This is a genomic window from Rodentibacter sp. Ppn85 (assembly GCF_001999335.1).
GTDB lineage: Bacteria > Pseudomonadota > Gammaproteobacteria > Enterobacterales > Pasteurellaceae > Rodentibacter.
The window spans coordinates 1-17,879 of the sequence record NZ_MLHS01000003.1; the positions used below are offsets into that span (position 1 = coordinate 1).

The 17,879-nt window shown below is 38.5% G+C and carries 14 protein-coding genes, 1 tRNA gene and 1 pseudogene; 6 read left to right on the forward strand and 10 right to left on the reverse strand.

Annotation, left to right across the window (positions count from 1 at the left end):
- Positions 1-1,323 (reverse strand): DUF4123 domain-containing protein (locus BKL51_RS00565; RefSeq protein ID WP_077464825.1); only part of this gene is annotated, 1,323 nt, incomplete at its 3' end.
- Positions 1,324-1,586: 263 nt separating this feature from the next.
- Between BKL51_RS00565 and metE the strand changes: the two genes are divergently transcribed.
- Positions 1,587-3,860 carry a 5-methyltetrahydropteroyltriglutamate--homocysteine S-methyltransferase gene (gene metE, locus BKL51_RS00570; RefSeq protein WP_077464826.1) on the forward strand — a complete coding sequence of 758 codons (2,274 nt, stop codon included), beginning with the start codon at positions 1,587-1,589 and terminating at the stop codon, positions 3,858-3,860.
- A gap of 166 nt (positions 3,861-4,026) precedes the next feature.
- Here metE and BKL51_RS00580 read toward each other — a convergent pair.
- Positions 4,027-4,112: transfer RNA gene (locus tag BKL51_RS00580), tRNA-Leu, on the reverse strand.
- A gap of 296 nt (positions 4,113-4,408) precedes the next feature.
- On the opposite strand from BKL51_RS00580, the gene BKL51_RS00585 reads away from it, so the two are divergent.
- The 3 genes from BKL51_RS00585 (at position 4,409) to BKL51_RS00595 (ending at position 7,223) form a co-directional block, all read left to right on the forward strand.
- Complete coding sequence (locus BKL51_RS00585; protein WP_077464828.1) at positions 4,409-5,182, forward strand: FNR family transcription factor; 774 nt, start codon at positions 4,409-4,411, stop codon at positions 5,180-5,182.
- 116 nt (positions 5,183-5,298) lie between these two features.
- Positions 5,299-6,219: a universal stress protein UspE gene (gene uspE, locus BKL51_RS00590; RefSeq protein WP_077464829.1), complete on the forward strand. Its 921-nt coding sequence runs from the start codon at positions 5,299-5,301 to the stop codon at positions 6,217-6,219.
- Between the two features lie 170 nt (positions 6,220-6,389).
- Positions 6,390-7,223 carry a DUF4198 domain-containing protein gene (locus tag BKL51_RS00595; protein WP_077464830.1) on the forward strand — a complete coding sequence of 278 codons (834 nt, stop codon included), beginning with the start codon at positions 6,390-6,392 and terminating at the stop codon, positions 7,221-7,223.
- A 40-nt stretch (positions 7,224-7,263) separates the two neighbouring features.
- On the opposite strand, the gene topA is transcribed toward BKL51_RS00595, so the two are convergent.
- A complete protein-coding gene (gene topA, locus BKL51_RS00600) occupies positions 7,264-9,870 on the reverse strand; it encodes a type I DNA topoisomerase (RefSeq protein ID WP_077464831.1) in 2,607 nt (868 codons plus the stop codon).
- 94 nt (positions 9,871-9,964) lie between these two features.
- Here topA and BKL51_RS00605 point away from each other — a divergent pair, with 94 nt between their 5' ends.
- Positions 9,965-10,858, forward strand: coding sequence for a LysR family transcriptional regulator (locus BKL51_RS00605; RefSeq protein WP_077464832.1), 894 nt, complete (start codon positions 9,965-9,967; stop codon positions 10,856-10,858).
- Positions 10,859-10,912: 54 nt separating this feature from the next.
- Here BKL51_RS00605 and BKL51_RS00610 read toward each other — a convergent pair.
- The 3 genes and pseudogenes from BKL51_RS00610 to smrB all read right to left on the reverse strand — a co-directional run bounded on the left by BKL51_RS00610 (position 10,913) and on the right by smrB (position 13,147).
- Positions 10,913-12,384, reverse strand: a pseudogene (locus BKL51_RS00610) (bifunctional UDP-sugar hydrolase/5'-nucleotidase).
- Positions 12,385-12,441: 57 nt separating this feature from the next.
- Positions 12,442-12,570 carry a hypothetical protein gene (locus tag BKL51_RS12305; protein WP_369801898.1) on the reverse strand — a complete coding sequence of 43 codons (129 nt, stop codon included), beginning with the start codon at positions 12,568-12,570 and terminating at the stop codon, positions 12,442-12,444.
- A 73-nt stretch (positions 12,571-12,643) separates the two neighbouring features.
- Positions 12,644-13,147 carry an endonuclease SmrB gene (gene smrB, locus BKL51_RS00615; protein ID WP_077464833.1) on the reverse strand — a complete coding sequence of 168 codons (504 nt, stop codon included), beginning with the start codon at positions 13,145-13,147 and terminating at the stop codon, positions 12,644-12,646.
- Positions 13,148-13,241: 94 nt separating this feature from the next.
- On the opposite strand from smrB, the gene prmB reads away from it, so the two are divergent.
- Complete coding sequence (gene prmB, locus BKL51_RS00620; RefSeq protein ID WP_077464834.1) at positions 13,242-14,186, forward strand: 50S ribosomal protein L3 N(5)-glutamine methyltransferase; 945 nt, start codon at positions 13,242-13,244, stop codon at positions 14,184-14,186.
- A 59-nt stretch (positions 14,187-14,245) separates the two neighbouring features.
- On the opposite strand, the gene cysB is transcribed toward prmB, so the two are convergent.
- The 4 genes from cysB to sucD form a co-directional block, all read right to left on the reverse strand.
- Positions 14,246-15,217 carry an HTH-type transcriptional regulator CysB gene (gene cysB, locus BKL51_RS00625; RefSeq protein WP_077464835.1) on the reverse strand — a complete coding sequence of 324 codons (972 nt, stop codon included), beginning with the start codon at positions 15,215-15,217 and terminating at the stop codon, positions 14,246-14,248.
- Positions 15,218-15,226: 9 nt separating this feature from the next.
- Positions 15,227-16,228, reverse strand: a complete 1,002-nt coding sequence (rluB, locus tag BKL51_RS00630; RefSeq protein ID WP_077464836.1) for a 23S rRNA pseudouridine(2605) synthase RluB — start codon at positions 16,226-16,228, stop codon at positions 15,227-15,229.
- A 35-nt stretch (positions 16,229-16,263) separates the two neighbouring features.
- Entirely contained in the window at positions 16,264-16,887 is a 624-nt protein-coding gene (locus BKL51_RS00635; protein ID WP_077464837.1) for an L-threonylcarbamoyladenylate synthase, read from the reverse strand.
- A gap of 122 nt (positions 16,888-17,009) precedes the next feature.
- A complete protein-coding gene (gene sucD / locus BKL51_RS00640; RefSeq protein ID WP_077464838.1) occupies positions 17,010-17,879 on the reverse strand; it encodes a succinate--CoA ligase subunit alpha in 870 nt (289 codons plus the stop codon).

Sequence of the window (17,879 nt, forward strand, 5' to 3'; positions counted from 1 at the left end):
TTGTTCCAATTGGTGTTCCAGTTGTTCGAATTGATTCAGTTGAGCAATCATCGTTGCAGAAATTTTAGCCACAACATACAAACTGACACTTTTTCCCGTAGGATAATTTTTCTCAAAACTTTCATCAAGATAAGTGAAAATAGTTTTATGAGGAAAGTTTGGATCCCGCTCCCAAAGGAAGTCATTATCGGTAATGATTTCGGTAAAAATATTTTTTCTTTTCCTTAACCATTTCTGTCTTTTTAATCCGTCAAATTCATATTTTGTCAGTTTTATTGGCGACGGAACGGTATTTTCAGGTAAGGTTTTTAATTGATAGTAATAGAACGAATCATCAAACCCTGAGCCAAAGGCATGGATTATGCGTTTGGTATCGCCAAAAAATTTGCTTAATTTAGCGGGAATTACGGCGATGGTTTCTAAATAATCACGTAGCACCCTAGGATCATAAAAACGGAAGAAAAACCATTTTCCGTTATCATCCTGTTGCATAGCAAAATGGCGTAAATGCTGATATACCGTTTCAAAATCATAACGGGAATGAACAAAAATACCCTGTTCATCGTCCCAATTATATTGGGTAAAAATTTCGTGTTTTCTGGTAAAGAAACCGGCGACATTATCGTTTCGTTGCAATTCCGGAAAAATTTCAATCAAATACGGGCCTATTTTTTTAGTCGTCTCCCCAAATTCACCTTGAAATAAATTTCTTGCGTTATTTGGTAAACGCTCCGGTCTAAAATGTTTTACTTTATTGGCATCAAGAATAATATAGGTTTTTAACGGTGGCATCGGTTCACCAAATAACAGTTTATCTTTTTCCTGTTGCAAAGGATCGATTGCAGGTTTCTTAAATACCGGTTCAATGAAATCATCTGCAGATTGTTCAAATAAATTAGGTTGAATCGGTTCGTTTTGCCAAAGTAATTTTAAAATTTCATCCGGTGCAATTTTTTCCGGATGACAATTCATTTGCATCGGATCAAGCGGAACGACACCATAAATTTTATGGCGAAGCAAATAATCCGTTTTTTCCGGTGGTATTGCGTCGATCATTTTCTCAATTTCAATGACTTTCACTTCATTTGCCGATAATTGCTGCGCATAATGAAGCAAGCCTAGTCGCCCATGACGTTGAAAAAATAATGTGAGGGGAATCGGTGCAAGATGCGGATGATGGATTATGTGATGTTTTTGTAAAAAAACATTTATTTTACGTTCAAAATCCGACTGATTTTCGGCAAATGCCAGTAAAGCAACAAAGGTTTCCATTTGTTCCGAAGATTGAATATAGGCGGTTGAGATCCAAACTGAGTTATTCATCATAATACCTATTTATAAAACATTAAAATTCGTTTTTCATTGTATTTAAATAGTATTAAGTATACCTTAATCAATAGCTTTTTATATCCGGCTTTTTAAGCACTTCCCCACTTTGTTACCTTCCGTTTTTGTTATTAGGCACAGTTATTAAAATAATTCATAAATTTATTGAAAATAATGAGTTTGCATAATAATTGAAAAAAACTCATCCTATACTCCTCAACAGTGAACAACACAATATCATTATTTATAAGGGAGTTATTATGACAACATTTCATCTATCCGGCTTTCCACGTGTCGGAGCAAAACGTGAATTAAAATTCGCCCAAGAGCGTTACTGGCGCGGTGAAATTTCCGAACAAGATTTATTGGATATTGCTAAGAAACTCAGAGAAATTAACTGGAAACACCAAGCTGAGGCAAAGGCGGATTATGTAGCAGTGGCAGATTTTACTTTCTACGATCACATTCTGGACTTACAAGTTGCAACAGGTGCGATTCCCGCCCGTTTCGAATTTGATAGCCAAAATTTGACTCTCGATCAGTATTTCCAACTGGCACGCGGTAACAAAGACCAATTTGCTATCGAAATGACTAAATGGTTTGATACCAACTATCACTATCTTGTGCCGGAATTCCATGCTGACACTCAATTTAAAGCCAATTCTTCCCATTATGTACAACAAATTCGTGAAGCCAACGCACTTGGATTAAATGCTAAACCGACTATTGTCGGGCCATTAACCTTCTTATGGCTGGGGAAAGAAAAAGGTGTGGCATTTAATCGTTTTGATTTGCTTCCGAAACTTCTCCCTGTTTATGTGGAAATTCTAAATGCACTAGCGACGGAAGGTGTGGAATATATTCAAATTGATGAGCCGGCACTGGTTTTAGATTTACCCCGCGAATGGGTTGCCGCCTATAAGGAAGTATATGCTACATTAAGTGCGCAAGTTAACACAAAACTCTTGCTTGCGACTTATTTCGGTTCTGTGGCAGAACACGCAGATTTATTAAAATCTCTACCGATTGCCGGATTACACATTGATTTAGTGCGTGCGCCCGAGCAACTTTCCGCTTTCGCTGATTACGATAAAATATTATCCGTAGGTATTATTGACGGCCGTAACATTTGGCGTGCGAATTTAAATCAAGTATTGGATGTTGTCGAACCGCTAAAAGCAAAATTGAACGAGCGTTTATGGATTGCGCCTAGCTGTTCTCTACTCCATACGCCTTACAATTTAACGGTGGAAACCCAATTACAGGCAAATAAACCCGAGCTTTACAACTGGCTTGCTTTCACGTTGCAAAAAATTCAAGAATTAAGCATTATTAAGACCGCACTTGAGCAAGGTAGAAGCGCTGTACAAGCAGAACTTGATGCCAACCAAGCAGCGGCTGATAGCCGAGCTACCTCAAAAGATATTCATCGCCCAGAAGTGGCTGATCGTTTGGCAAATCTGCCAAAAGGTGCGGATCAACGTAAATCACCTTTTGCCGAACGAATTAAATTACAAAATGCCTGGTTAAATCTGCCATTACTCCCAACAACCACGATAGGATCTTTTCCACAAACTAAGGAAATCCGCTTAGCGCGTGCCGCCTTTAAAAAAGGTGAGTTAAGTTTGGCGGATTACGAAGCGGCAATGAAAAAAGAAATTGAATTGGTCGTGCGTGAACAAGAAAAATTGGATCTTGATGTGTTGGTTCACGGGGAAGCGGAACGTAACGATATGGTGGAATATTTTGGCGAATTGTTAGATGGCTTTGCTTTCACCAAATTCGGTTGGGTACAAAGTTATGGCTCTCGCTGTGTTAAACCGCCGGTGATTTATGGTGATGTGGCTCGCCCTGAACCAATGACCGTGCGTTGGTCTCAATATGCTCAAAGTCTCACCCAAAAAGTGATGAAAGGTATGCTTACCGGCCCTGTTACTATTTTACAATGGTCGTTTGTACGTAATGATATTCCACGTTCAACGGTATGCAAACAAATCGCAGTGGCGCTTTCCGATGAAGTATTGGATTTAGAAAAAGCCGGCATTAAAGTCATTCAGATTGACGAACCGGCAATTCGCGAAGGCTTACCGCTCAAGCGTGCCGATTGGGACTGCTATTTACAATGGGCCGGTGAGGCCTTCCGTTTAAGTTCAATGGGTTGCCAAGACGATACTCAAATACACACTCATATGTGTTATTCTGAGTTTAACGACATTTTACCGGCAATTGCTGCTTTAGACGCCGATGTTATCACCATTGAAACTTCACGTTCCGATATGGAATTACTCACGGCTTTCAGTGATTTTAAATATCCGAACGACATCGGTCCGGGCGTGTATGACATTCACAGTCCACGGGTACCAACCGCTGAAGAAATAGAACATTTATTACACAAAGCTCTTGCCGTTGTACCGAAAGAACGTCTATGGGTTAACCCGGACTGCGGTCTTAAAACCCGAGGCTGGAAAGAAACTTTGGAACAATTGAAAGTTATGGTAGATGTCACGAAAAAATTGCGTGAAAAATTCAATTAACCTCAACACAGAAAAACCGGATTGCAAAAGTATCCGGTTTTTTTACCCAAAATACCGGGAGCCCTTTAACTTTCGTAACACATCAGAAATCACTGCTGAAAATAAGGTGAAAAAAGCAAACAAAAAAGCCGCTGTAAAAGCGGCTTTCTATGTTTGAAATTTTGTTTGGTGCCTAGGGTCGGACTCGAACCGACACGGTTATTCACCGGCGGATTTTGAATCCGCTGCGTCTACCAATTTCGCCACCCAGGCTTAAGTACGGGGGAGATTATACGCATATAAAATACACTCGCAAGTAAAAACTCAATTTTTTAATTTATTTGATTTAAAATTAAGCAAACTTCGTTTAGCGTTATTACAATTTTTTTTAAGATAAAAAATATCGCCAAATAAATGCGCTTCCCAGAACACATAATATTACTAAAATTTGAATCAACCTTTTCTTTGTTAATTTTTCTGCTGCCATCTTCTGAAAATCCCTATTTAGTGTTAAAATCTTTGAGCTAGATCAATTTTACACTATTATTAGAAAAAAATCTGAGGGTTAAATGAGAAATTTCGTTTCAGAAACTAAGGCAGGATGCCGTACTCAATCAGTAAGTGGAGCTATTCATTGCCAGGATTGCAGTATTAGCCAACTTTGTATTCCTTTCACATTAAATGAACACGAACTTGATCAATTAGACAATATTATTGAACGAAAAAAACCTATTCAAAAATCGCAAATATTATTTAAAGCAGGTGATAAGTTGAATTCCATTTATGCAATCCGTTCCGGCACAATTAAAAGCTATACGGTTAGTGAAACAGGTGAAGAACAAATCACCTCTTTTCATTTGCCTGGCGACGTAGTGGGTTTTGATGCGATCACAAATATGAAGCATCCTAGTTTTGCACAAGCCTTAGAAACCTCTATGGTATGTGAAATACCTTTCGATATTTTAGACGAGCTTTCAGGAAAAATGCCTAAACTTCGTCATCAGATAATTCGTTTAATGAGTAGTGAAATCAAAAGAGATCAAGAAATGATTTTACTACTTTCTAAAATGAATGCGGAAGAGCGTCTTGCCGCATTCATCCATAACCTTTCTAAACGCTACTCTGCCCGTGGTTTTTCGGCAAAAGAATTTCGTTTAACTATGACTCGCGGTGATATTGGTAACTACCTTGGTTTAACTGTTGAAACAATCAGCCGTCTCTTAGGTAGATTTCAAAAACTAGGTGTACTTTCTGTACAAGGAAAATACATTATTATAAATAATATCAATGAGTTAATTAATCTTTCCGGGATAAATAAGACAAAAATTACAATGGCTGAATAAAAGTTGGGCGTGATTTTCACGCTCTTTATTTGCACCAGATCAGTTTTTTAAGGTTCTTTTCTTGTCATATTACAAATTCTTTTTTATGCTATGAGAAGTAATCCAAGGAGGTAGTTATGAAATTTAAAAATATCTTAGTTGTTCTTAATCCAGATAATGAAAAACAATATGCCCTTGCTCGTGCAGTTCGTCTTGTAAAAGAACAAGAAAGTATTGAAAAAATCAAAATTACAACATTATTAACCGTTTATGATTTATCCTATGAAATGACAGCCTTGTTATCTTCTGAAGAACGTGAAGAAATGCACAAGACAGCCATAGAACAACACCGTCAAGCCGTTCAATTTTATCTGGATAAATATGCTGATCCGCAAATTGAATTTGATTCTCACATTGTTTGGAATAGTAATGAAGCAGAAGGTATTCGTGAAGAAGTTGAAAAAAATCAATATGATTTGGTTGTTAAATATACTAAAGATGAAGAAAGTTTAACTTCTCTTATCTTTACTCCAGTAGATTGGCAACTACTCCGTAAATGTCCCATTCCCGTTCTTATGGTTCGTGATGGTGATTGGAAACATCAACGCCGAATTCTTATTGCTGTAAATGTGTCCGGTGAACAAGACTATCAAGATGAGTTTAATCAAGAGTTGGTATCAACCGGCATTTCTCTTGCTGAGAGACTAAACCGTGGTAACGTTCACCTTGTTGCAGCCTATCCTATCACACCGATTAATATGGCAATTGATTTACCCGAATTTAATACCCAAGGCTATGAAAATGGCATTCGTGGACAGCATTTAATTAATATGAAAGCATTACGCCAAAAATTCGGTATCGATGAAGATCATACTCATGTATGTGAAGGTTTTCCTGAGGATGTAATTCCTGAAGTGGCACAAAAAATTGAAGCCGAACTTGTAATTCTCGGTACTGTCGGCCGCACCGGTTTATCCGCTGCGTTACTTGGTAATACCGCAGAACATGTTATCAGCAAATTAAATTGCAATTTACTTGCAATTAAACCTACTAAATAAAAAGAAACTTAATTACAAAAAAGTGTGGCTATAAAATAATTTTTTAAATGACCGCACTTTTTTGTGATCTATTTCACAAATTTAAAAAAAATTATTCGATCACCCTTTATTTTTCTTCTATATTCCACCCTCATTTTTAGAGAATGATTTTCATTTAAAGGAGAAAAATAATGAAAAAAAATCTAATCTTAGGATTAACCCTTCTTATCGGCAGTGTACAGGCTCACGAAGTTTGGGTATCCGCACCGCAACAATTAAAAGCAGAGGGTACTTTAAAAGCTGAACTTGCTTATGGGGACTACCCTTACGTTGAAAAAATCCCCGAAGCCCGTTTACATATTTTTGCGCCAATGGAAATTATTAACCAGGATGGTGAGCATCAAACCTTGATACAAAAAGGTGAAAATTATCAGTATCAATCTGAAAAACCTTTAAAAACAGGCTCTTATTGGGTTACGGCAACCTACAAACCGACTTTTTGGTCGCAAAATGCTGAAGGTTGGAAAATGGATAATATGCAAGGGACGCCAAATGCAACTTACTGTGAACAAACCCAAATGTTCGGTAAAAGTCTAGTCACCGTAGGAAAAAATCCTTTAAACGCTGAAATGGCGATGACTCGTATAGGGTTACCTCTTGAAATTGTCCCGTTAAAAGATCCAAGTAAAATAAAATCAGGCGAAGCCTTCCCCGTTCAAATTTTCTATAATGAAATGCCATTAGCGGGGGAAACCGTGATTGCAACGGCAGATACGGTCATAGTAAAAGATTTAGAGGCGGCAACAAGCCATCGCGAACCTCAAGGTTTTTCAGGAAAAACCGATAATCAAGGGCGAGTCAATATTATCCCGTTAATTGATGGTATTTGGAAAATTAAAGTTGTTCATAAAACCCCATTCACCGATCAAAATATTTGCCAACAATCGGCAAGTTACTCAACCTTAATTCTTCCTGTTGGAAAAGGTTTGGATAAGCTTCCGATAAAACCGGAACATCATCACTAAAAACAAAAGTGCGGTTAAAATTAACCGCACTTTTTACTTTCTATTTTCTCCGTTCAACCCATTTTCCATCAATAAAGTCAACAATCCATTTTGTTGCTTTACCATCTTTTTCAGAAGTTACGTATTGCTTTTTCTCTTTACGGCTAAAACGAATGATAGCTTCATTACCCTCCGGATCTTTTAGCGGCGCATCTGCAAGATAAGCCAATTTTTCCGGTAGACGCTCACGATATAATGCCAATTCAGCTACTTTTGCCGGACGTGTTTCACGTGATTTAGGAAAATTATGGGCAGACATAAATACGCCACTTGCACCATCACGTAGTACAAAATAAGCATCGGATTTTTCACATTTCAGTTCAGGAAAATGTACCGGTTCTTCTTTTGGTGGGGCAACTTCTCCATTTTTCAAGATTTTTCGAGTATTATCACATTTTGTACAAGCCATATATTTACCGAAACGGCCTAATTTCAAGTGCATATCCGCACCACATTTGTCACATTCGATAACAGGTCCTTCATACCCTTTTATTTTAAAAGAACCTTCTTCAATCAAATAGCCGTCACAATTTGGATTATTGCCGCAAATATGAATTTTTCTTTCTGCATCAATAATATAGCTATCCATCGCAGTATCACATTTCGGGCAACGTTTGCGTTCCATTAAGGCTTTTGTTTCGGAAGATTCATCCAATACATTCAACAATTCGGACTCAGGAATTAAGTTAATCGTTGTTTTGCAGCGTTCTTTAGGCGGTAAAGCGTAACCGGTACACCCCAAAAATACACCTGTACTTGCCGTACGAATTGCCATATTTCTACCGCATGTCGGGCATTTAATCTCTGTTTCAACCAAGCTATTCGGGCGCATACCGCCTTCTAACTCATCTAATTCCGCTTTTGATAATTGATTGGAAAAATCTTTAAAAAATTGATTTAATTCTGTTTTCCAATTCGTAGAACCGGAAGCGATTTGATCAAGCACGTTTTCCATATTTGCCGTGAAATCATAGTTCATTAAATCACCAAAAGATTCATTTAAGCGATCAGTAACTATTTCTCCCATTTTTTCTGCATAAAAACGACGATTTTCCGTTCTCACATACCCGCGCTCTTGAATAGTCGAAATAATTGTAGCATAAGTAGAAGGGCGGCCTATCCCACGTTTTTCCAACTCTTTTACTAACGCTGCCTCAGTAAAACGCGCCGGAGGTTTAGTAAAATGTTGGCTTGGTAGCACTTCTTTTAGGGTTAATTTCTCTGAAATGGTAACGGAAGGCAATTCTTGATCTTCAGGATTTTTCCCCTGTTGCGGCAGTACTTTTGTCCAACCATCAAAACGTAAAATTCTTCCCTTAGCTTTCAAGGTATAGTCGCCCGCAGTAACGGTAAGCGTACTACTATCATATTGTGCGGGTGGCATTTGACATGCTAAAAATTGACGCCAAATTAAATCGTAAAGACGAACAGCATCTTTTTCCATTCCTTCCAAATGTTCCGGCAAAATGGCTATATCGGAAGGGCGAATCGCTTCATGGGCTTCCTGTGCATTTTCTTTGCTCGAATAGAAATTGGGTTTTGTCGGCAAATATTGTAAACCAAAGTGCTTTTCAATATGGCTGCGTGCCATATTGAGTGCGTCCTGACTCAAATTTGTTGAGTCCGTACGCATATAAGTGATATAACCCGCCTCGTAAAGACGTTGCGCTAACATCATGGTTTTCTTAACACCAAAACTCAAGCGAGTGCTTGCTGTTTGCTGTAAAGTGGAGGTAATGAAAGGTGCGCGCGGACGAGAACTGGTCGGTTTGGTTTCTAAATCTGTGACAACGTAATCAGAAACTTTCAGAAAATCGACCGCACTTTGAGCATCCTTCTGATTCTTGGGATCAAATTTCTTTCCTTTATAATCGGTAACATCCAACCTAATATTTTCTTTACCTAAAGTTTGAGTGAGAACAGCAACTTCCCAGTATTCTTCCGGTTGGAATGCTTTAATTTCCCGCTCACGTTCTACCAATAATTTTACTGCAACAGATTGCACACGCCCTGCTGATAAACCTCGTGCAACTTTTTTCCAAAGTAGCGGCGATACCATAAAGCCCACCACACGGTCTAAGAAACGGCGTGTTTGTTGAGCATTCACCCGATCCATATTCAATTGTTCAGGTTTTTCAAAAGCTTGTTTAATTGCATTTTTAGTGATTTCATTAAATACGACACGGCTAAAACGGTCGTCATCACCGCCAATCACTTCTCGTAAATGCCATGCAATAGCCTCTCCTTCTCTATCTAAATCGGTGGCAAGATAGATATGATCCGTTTTCTTTGCCAGAGATTTTAATTCCGCTACTACTTTTTCTTTTCCCGGAAGAATTTGGTAATTGGCTTTCCAATCGTGATAAGGATCAATCCCCATACGTTTAACCAAAGCACTCCGCTCTTTTTCTGCTTTAATTTTTGCTTTTTCTTCCGCACTCATTCCTTTGGTCGAAATTGGCTTAGTTTTCTCGCCCGAACTTGTTCCCACTGTCGGCAAATCCCGAATATGTCCCACACTGGATTTCACCACATATTGGCTGCCTAAATATTTATTAATGGTTTTTGCTTTTGCCGGTGACTCTACAATCACCAAAGATTTACTCATTTGATTACCTAATTGACTAGAATTTTGTAAAATTGGCGGTATAGTGCAAAGTTACGTAATCAAAATCAAGTATTTTTTGAAAAAAGGAACATAAATGGACAAACTCAATGCGATTTCCATTTTTTGTAAGGTTGTTGAAACGCAAAGTTTTACTCAAGCAGCATTACAACAAAATATTTCTGTAGCGATGGCAAGTAAATTGGTTTCTCAACTGGAAGAACATCTAAAAACCCGTTTGTTACAACGTACCACAAGAAAAATTATGCCAACTGAAGCCGGTATGATGTATTACCAACGTTGTCAAGGAATTTTACTTGATTTGGATGAAGCCGATGCCAGTATTAGCAATATGACAACAAGTCTGCAGGGCAATCTTCTTATCTCGGTTCCGCGTGATTTTGGCTTATTATTTATCTCCCCTAATTTACCTATGTTTATTGCGGCACATCCTAATTTACATATTGAAGTAGAATTTAATGATAAAAAAATAGATCTGCTTGCTGAAGGCTACGACCTTGCTTTACGCATTGGCTATATGCAAGATAGTTCTTTAGTTGCACGTAAAATTAGTACATCCACCATTCACTTTGCCGCTTCTCCCCGTTATCTTGAGCGATATGGCATTCCCCAAACACCGGATGACCTCGAACACCATGAAGGGTTACTCTATAAAACCACATTAAATCAAGTGAATTGGCAAGGCGTGCGACCAAATCAAATACAACGCTTTAAAATCAAATCAAAAGTTGTGAGCAATAACGGCTTAGCCCTATTAGATATGGCGAAATCAGGGCTTGGTATTGTCAATTTACCCCGTTTTATTCTAGGCGATTCCTTTGAAACCGGAGAGTTAGTGGAAATTTTACCGGAGTACAAACAACAAGAATTGGAAATTTATATTGTTTATCCAAACCGCCGACATTTACCGGCAAAAGTACGAGCGTTTATTGAGTTTTTGGCTAGTTTAGGGCTATGTTTAGAAATTTAAATTTTGTAAAAATCCCCCTCCATTACATAAAGAGGGGAAAATAATATGGTATGTTTATTCCAAGCCAATAATTTCCCAGTTATTGTGTGAAATCCCTTCAATTTTTCCTTTTTTCACATTAACAATATAGTCAATCATCATATTTTGAATGGTTCCTTTTTCTTGTCCCATTGCCACTTTGGACTCCCAAAGAACCGGGATTGTCTGGCCCTCAGAAATACCACCTTTACGGACTAATTGCCCCAAACGGTAAGAATTCATCCCCACTTTCAATTTCATATCGTCGGTGATTAATTTTCCATCAACAAGAGTTAAATCTACGATTTTACGACCGCTTGGATTACGTAAGTTAATCTTATATTTTACGCCTCCAAATAGATCATAAGTAACATATTTAGATTTTTGACGCTCTACATTATACCGATATTCAGTATCACCCGACTGAATGGTATCAAAATAATCTTCAGACCATTCCATATATTGTTTTAATTGTTTACCGGTCATTTCATATACAGTCACATCTCCGCCTGCATAACGGTAATTAAAAACAATATCCTTTTTCTTAATATCTCCTTTATCCATACGTGCTTTTCGATGATCAAAAGAAAAAGACACAACATCCGCATTACTATAATGGCGTTCGACATCATGTATAAATGAGGATAAACCGGTATCTTGCAAGAAAGAATAAGCAACACCGTGTTTAATGCCAGGTGGAACCATTTCATTTTTAGCTTGGCCGATTACAACGTTATTTAAACGGCGAAGCTCATCATGGTAAGGTTTATAAATTTCAACGATTCTCTCATCCGCATTAAGCTCCTTCATAGGAACAGTTTTCGATTCTTTTTTTATTAGTGTAACTTGATTCTTATCATTGATATCAAAAGTAAGATCGACTTCAGAAATGACTGTACCATAGCGATGAGGTTCCGTAATAAGTGTATTTTTGATCGTTTCACTTGGGATATTTTTATGCATATGACCGGCAATCACTACTTCAATACCGTCCACCGCATTAATTAAATCACGTACTCCGGTATCCGGGATATTATTTTCGTTATCGATTCCCATATGTACTACAGCGATAATTGCATACACACCTTTTGCTTTTAAGTTTGCGACTTGTACCTTTGCTTCTTCACTTGGTGAAGTGAATTTCATATTCTTTAAATGACCGGTATCTTCTTCAAACTTTTCAGACATCGGCGTTGTTAATCCTACAATCCCTAATTTCACTCCATCTTTTTCGATAATAATAGTTGGTTCAACATAACGTTTTCCATCACGATAATAGAAGTTTGCAGTGAGTTTTTTCGCTTTTATGTCTTTTAAAATCTCATCAAGTGCAGTCATACCGAAGTTAAATTCATGATTACCTAATACGAAAATATCGTAATTCATTTCATTTAACACTTTTGGTACCGGATTATCTTTATAACCCTCCGTTTTTTTCGCAAATACTTCAATCTGATTATCTTGAATCGCATCCCCCACATCAACAAATACGACGTTTCTGTATCAATATAAGTGTTAAGCTGTGCATAAGAGCCTGAACGATCCTCTACATCAGCACCATAATTTCAAGGTACTATCCTGCCATGTACATCAGAAGTACCTAGAAATTTTACGTTTACTTCTTTGGCAATTGTCACATTTAATGCTGATAGGGTAAATAATATCGTTCCCAATGTATAAACTGTCTTTTTCATTTAAACTCCTTTCACTTTATCAAAATGAAATTGTAATAGAATGATGATAAGTGCACGGCAAAACCAATATTGCTTATATATCAACTAAAATCAAAATTGCCGCTTCACCGCCCCATTCTCTTGGAGCCTGATGTAATGCGCGTACTTTGGGATGTTGAACAAGCCAACAGGGAATTTGTTTTTTCAAAGTGAAAGTCCCGTAACCGGTCATAATACTGGCACAATCTACATGCTCATTTTCACAAGCAAGTAATAAAGCGGCAAGTTCCATTTTTGCCTGTTCACGAGTTAAACCGTGCAAATCTAAGAAGAGTTCGGGAGAAAAATCCCCTCGGCGCAATTGTTTTAATAAATGAGAATCCTCACCTTCACGAAGATATTTTACAATCCCATCATTCTCATTGAGCAACGGTTCATATTCATCGGAAAAATAAAATAAAGTATCCTCTTTTTCACGAATATCACGTAAATAAGACTTTTTTTGACCGCTCTTTTGACGTGGGGCCACAAAAGTATCTTGTTTAATTGGTTCAATGCCTTTCGTTTCAGCACGAAATAACTCAAATTCCTCTTTCATTTTTCTCACTCATTTCAAATTTTACGTATCATATCATAGTTATAAACCGCCTTATGTGATATAACTACGCAAATTTTTTCACAAAGGAAATATGATGGAAACCACATATAATCAGGAATTAGTGGCAACAATTTTAGAAGATAATGTTGCCCATGAACTTCATACCATTCAAGATTTTCTTCGTTGGACCTATAGCATTTTTAACCGTTCCGATATTTACTATGGTCAAGGTTATGATAATGCTTGGGATGAAAGCCTTCAACTGGTGCTTGCCGGATTACAATTGCCTATTGATCTACCGACCGAATTATTCCACAGCCGTTTAACGCCCTCAGAAAAAGAAAGCCTCGTCCAACTGGTTTTAACCCGTATAGAACAACGTGTACCGGTTGCTTACCTAACAAACAGTGCATGGTTTTGTGGCTATGAATTTTATGTAGATGAACGCACAATTATTCCTCGTTCACCAATTAGCGCACTTATTCAGGATCGCTTTGAAGGTTTAACGAAACAAACACCACAACATATTCTTGATCTTTGTACCGGCAGCGGTTGCATTGCGATTGCCTGTGCCCATGCTTTCCCGGAGGCGGAAGTCGATGCGGTGGATTTATCCTTCGATGCTTTAAACGTAGCGGAAATCAATATTGCCCGTCACCAATTGGAACACCGTGTATTCCCTATTCAATCAAATTTATTTGAGAATATTCTTGGTCAAAAATACGATCTTATTGTGACGAATCCACCTTATGTAGACGAAGAAGATCTTGCCGATATGCCGGAGGAGTTTCATTTTGAACCCGAACTTGCTTTAGGTTCCGGTACGGATGGCTTGGATATTACCAAACAAATTCTAAAACAAGCATCCGATTATTTAACGGAAAACGGCGTATTGGTTTGTGAAGTGGGAAATAGTATGGTAAGTCTTATTGAACAATATCCTGATGTGCCATTTAAATGGGTTGAACTCAAAAATGGAGGGCTAGGAGTATTTACTATTAGTCGTGAAGAATTAGTGAAATATCAAGATTTATTTTAACTTAAAGAGCGGTTGATATTCTCTCTGAATTTCAACCGCTCTTATTATTCCAAATGTTACTACTTCACTTCCAACTCCACGTTATCAAACAATTTTTTCATGGCATTGTTATCACGTAATCGCTCTGCTTTTTCTACTACCGAACGTGTGAGATGAGGTGAAAAATATTCGATAAAATCATACATATAATTACGTAAGAAAGTGCTGTGTTTAAAAGCTATTTGAGTCATACTGGAAGGGAATAAATGGCTTGCATCGATCGCAACAAGATCATTATCAAGCTCGGTATGCGCCATACTTGCCATAATCCCCACACCAAGTCCTAAACGTACATAGGTTTTAATGACATCCGCATCAGTAGCGGTAAATACGATGTTCGGAAGAATACCGGCAGCATTAAAGGCGTAATCTAAGTCGGATACACCTGTAAAACCAAAAGTATAAGTCACTAGCGGATATTGCCCCAATTCTTCAATCGTCAAACTTTTGACTTGTGCCAATGGGTGATCTTTTTTCACAATCGCAGAACGATTCCACAAATAACAAGGTAATTGAATAAGATCATCAAAGAGATATGGGGCTTCTGTTGTGATCGCCAAATCTACTTCCCCCGATACTAAAGCATCATGAATTTGTGTTGGTGAACCTTGATGAATATGTAAACTTACATCGGGATATTGTTTAGAAAAGCATTCAATCACCGAAGGTAACATATAACGTGCTTGGGTATTCGTAGTAGCAATGCGTAGCACACCGTGATCCGGGCGGGTATATTCACATGCGACAGATTTAATGCTTTCCGCTTTCACTAATAATTCCCGTGCAATAGCAACGATTTTTTTCCCTGCCGGTGTAACGGATTTAATATGTTTGCCATTACGTTCAAAAATTTCTAAACCTAATTCGTCTTCCAACAAACGTACTTGTTTGCTGATACCCGGTTGTGAGGTATAAAGCGCATTTGCCGCTTCCGTAACATTCAAATTTTGATTCACTATTTCCACAATATAGCGAAGTTGTTGCATTTTCATCGCAGATACCTATTTTTTATAGCGTTTTCCTAATTCAGAGTAACGTTTCACCGCTTTACGAATTTGTCCGGATTTAGGCCGACGACGGGGTTTTGTGACATCAAGTTTACTTTCCGTTTCCGGCGGTAATCCCACTAATTCACGCAGATAGTTCACTTTCTCAAGATCCATTTCTTCCCATCCACCCCGAGGTAAGCCTTTCATTAATTTAATATTTCCATAACGAATACGAATCAAGCGACTGACTTGAATACCTTGAGATTCCCATAAACGGCGTACTTCACGATTGCGTCCTTCCATCAAAGTGACGTCATACCACTGGTTTATTCCCACACCACCGATAAATTTAATTTCTTTGAAATTTGCCGGGCCGTCTTCAAGCTGAACACCTTTGCGTAAACGGGCCAACATTACATCATCCACTTGCCCGAATACACGGACAGAATATTCACGTTCTACCTCTCGACTAGGATGCATGAGCCGATTTGCCAGTTCGCCGTCTGTGGTAAATAATAATAGACCGGAGGTGTTAATATCCAAACGCCCCACCGCAATCCAACGCGCGCCATTTAAGCGCGGCAAACGATCAAATACTGTTGCACGTCCTTCCGGATCGCTACGGGTACAAAGTTCACCTTCCGGTTTGTAATACATCAATACACGACACATTTCTTTTTGTGCCTGTTGAAGATTAATAATACGACCGTCGATACGTACTTTCACGCTGGAACGGACATCGATTCGATCACCAAGCGTCGCTATTTTTCCATCCACACTCACACGATTTTCAGCAATCATCGCTTCAATTTCACGACGTGATCCTTGCCCTGCACGTGCTAGAACTTTCTGTAATTTTTCCCCCTCAATTTTTGTGTTAGATGATGAGGATGTTTGGCGTTTCGTTAGGGATTTATGCTCAGAATGTACTGAACTTTGCTTCTTTTTGTGCTCAAAGTGCGGTCGGTTTTCACTCTGTTTTTTGATATTTTTGTTGGATTGATTGATTTTCATCTTATTTCCTTTGTCGCTTTCACAAGCGTCTTAAATTAAATAAATGGTTCGCTAGAACCGCTTCCTTCACGTAAAATAACCGGTGTATCTTCTGTTAAATCCACCACCGTTGTCGGCGCCTGCCCTAAATACCCTCCATGAATAATTAACTCCACTTGATGTTCCAGACGTTCCCGAATTTCTTCCGGATCGGATTGTATTATATGCTCTTCCCCCGGTAACATAAGTGAGCAGGAAAGAATTGGCTCGCCTAATGTCGCTAATAAATCTAAGGCAATCTGATTATCCGGCACCCGTAAACCAATGGTTTTACGTTTTGATGTCATCAAACGGCGCGGCAGTTCTTTAGTTGCCGTCAGGATAAAAGTATAACGTCCCGGCGTATTATTTTTAATTAAACGATAAGCAACATTACTCACGGTTGCATAATTAGAAAGCTCGGATAAATCACGACACACCAAGGTGAAATTATGCCCTTCCGGCAATTTGCGAATCGCAATAATACGATCCATCGCATGTTTATCTCCAAGCATACAACCTAATGCATAACCGGAATCTGTAGGGTACACAATCACGCCGCCTTTACGCAAAATCTCTACCGCTTGGTTGATTAAACGTGCTTGTGGATTGTCAGGATGAATATAAAAAAATTGGCTCATAATTTTTTCCTTAAAATAAGTTTGAGATTATACACCTTTTAATCATGACGTTATAAAAACTTGTTATAAAAAAACCGCACTTTGAATACATTGGCAAAGTGCGGTCATTTCTAAATGTGTTTTTATTTTAATAATGTTCTTAATGCCGAACCAATCTCCGCTAAACTTCTTACTGTTTTAACCCCTGCTGCTTCAAGAGCAGCGATTTTATCCTCAGCAGTGCCTTTACCACCACTAATAATTGCCCCGGCATGCCCCATTCGTTTGCCTTTCGGAGCGGTAACACCGGCAATATAGCCAACCATCGGTTTGGTGACATGGGCTTTAATATAATCTGCAGCTTCTTCCTCGGCGGAACCGCCTATTTCACCAATCATTACAATGGCTTCAGTTTCAGGATCATCTTGGAAACGTTTTAAAATATCAATGAAATTCGAACCCGGAATTGGGTCGCCACCAATTCCCACACAAGTGGATTGCCCAAAACCTTCATCAGTAGTTTGTTTTACGGCTTCATAAGTTAACGTGCCGGAACGGGAAACAATGCCGACTTTGCCTTTTTTATGAATATGTCCCGGCATAATACCGATTTTGCATTCATCCGGCGTAATAATACCCGGACAATTAGGCCCAATCATAATCACTCCGGTTTCATTTAATTTTTGTTTCACCGTAAGCATATCCAGGGTTGGAATACCTTCCGTAATACAAATAATTAATTGAATGCCTGCATCAATGGCCTCTAGGATTGCATCCTTACAGAATGCCGCAGGTACATAAATCATTGTTGCTGTCGCACCGGTAGCATTCACAGCTTCTCTTACCGTGTTAAAAACCGGCAATCCTAGATGTGTACTTCCTCCCTTATTTGGGGATACCCCACCCACCATTTTTGTGCCATAAGCCAATGCTTGCTCGGAATGGAACGTACCCTGTGCACCAGTAAAACCTTGGCAAATGACTTTAGTATCTTTATTAATTAAGATCGACAT

Excerpts from the sequence above, each read along its gene's own strand:
- prmB (WP_077464834.1), top strand. The coding sequence starts at position 13,242 with ATGGAAACCACATATAATCAGGAATTAGTGGCAACAATTTTAGAAGAT.
- BKL51_RS00635 (WP_077464837.1), bottom strand. The coding sequence starts at position 16,887 with ATGAGCCAATTTTTTTATATTCATCCTGACAATCCACAAGCACGTTTA.
- smrB (WP_077464833.1), bottom strand. The coding sequence starts at position 13,147 with ATGAAAGAGGAATTTGAGTTATTTCGTGCTGAAACGAAAGGCATTGAA.
- BKL51_RS00605 (WP_077464832.1), top strand. The coding sequence starts at position 9,965 with ATGGACAAACTCAATGCGATTTCCATTTTTTGTAAGGTTGTTGAAACG.
- BKL51_RS00595 (WP_077464830.1), top strand. The coding sequence starts at position 6,390 with ATGAAAAAAAATCTAATCTTAGGATTAACCCTTCTTATCGGCAGTGTA.
- metE (WP_077464826.1), top strand. The coding sequence starts at position 1,587 with ATGACAACATTTCATCTATCCGGCTTTCCACGTGTCGGAGCAAAACGT.
- BKL51_RS00585 (WP_077464828.1), top strand. The coding sequence starts at position 4,409 with ATGAGAAATTTCGTTTCAGAAACTAAGGCAGGATGCCGTACTCAATCA.
- cysB (WP_077464835.1), bottom strand. The coding sequence starts at position 15,217 with ATGAAAATGCAACAACTTCGCTATATTGTGGAAATAGTGAATCAAAAT.
- BKL51_RS12305 (WP_369801898.1), bottom strand. The coding sequence starts at position 12,570 with ATGAAAAAGACAGTTTATACATTGGGAACGATATTATTTACCCTATCA.
- rluB (WP_077464836.1), bottom strand. The coding sequence starts at position 16,228 with ATGAAAATCAATCAATCCAACAAAAATATCAAAAAACAGAGTGAAAAC.
- topA (WP_077464831.1), bottom strand. The coding sequence starts at position 9,870 with ATGAGTAAATCTTTGGTGATTGTAGAGTCACCGGCAAAAGCAAAAACC.
- uspE (WP_077464829.1), top strand. The coding sequence starts at position 5,299 with ATGAAATTTAAAAATATCTTAGTTGTTCTTAATCCAGATAATGAAAAA.
- sucD (WP_077464838.1), bottom strand. The coding sequence starts at position 17,879 with ATGTCGATCTTAATTAATAAAGATACTAAAGTCATTTGCCAAGGTTTT.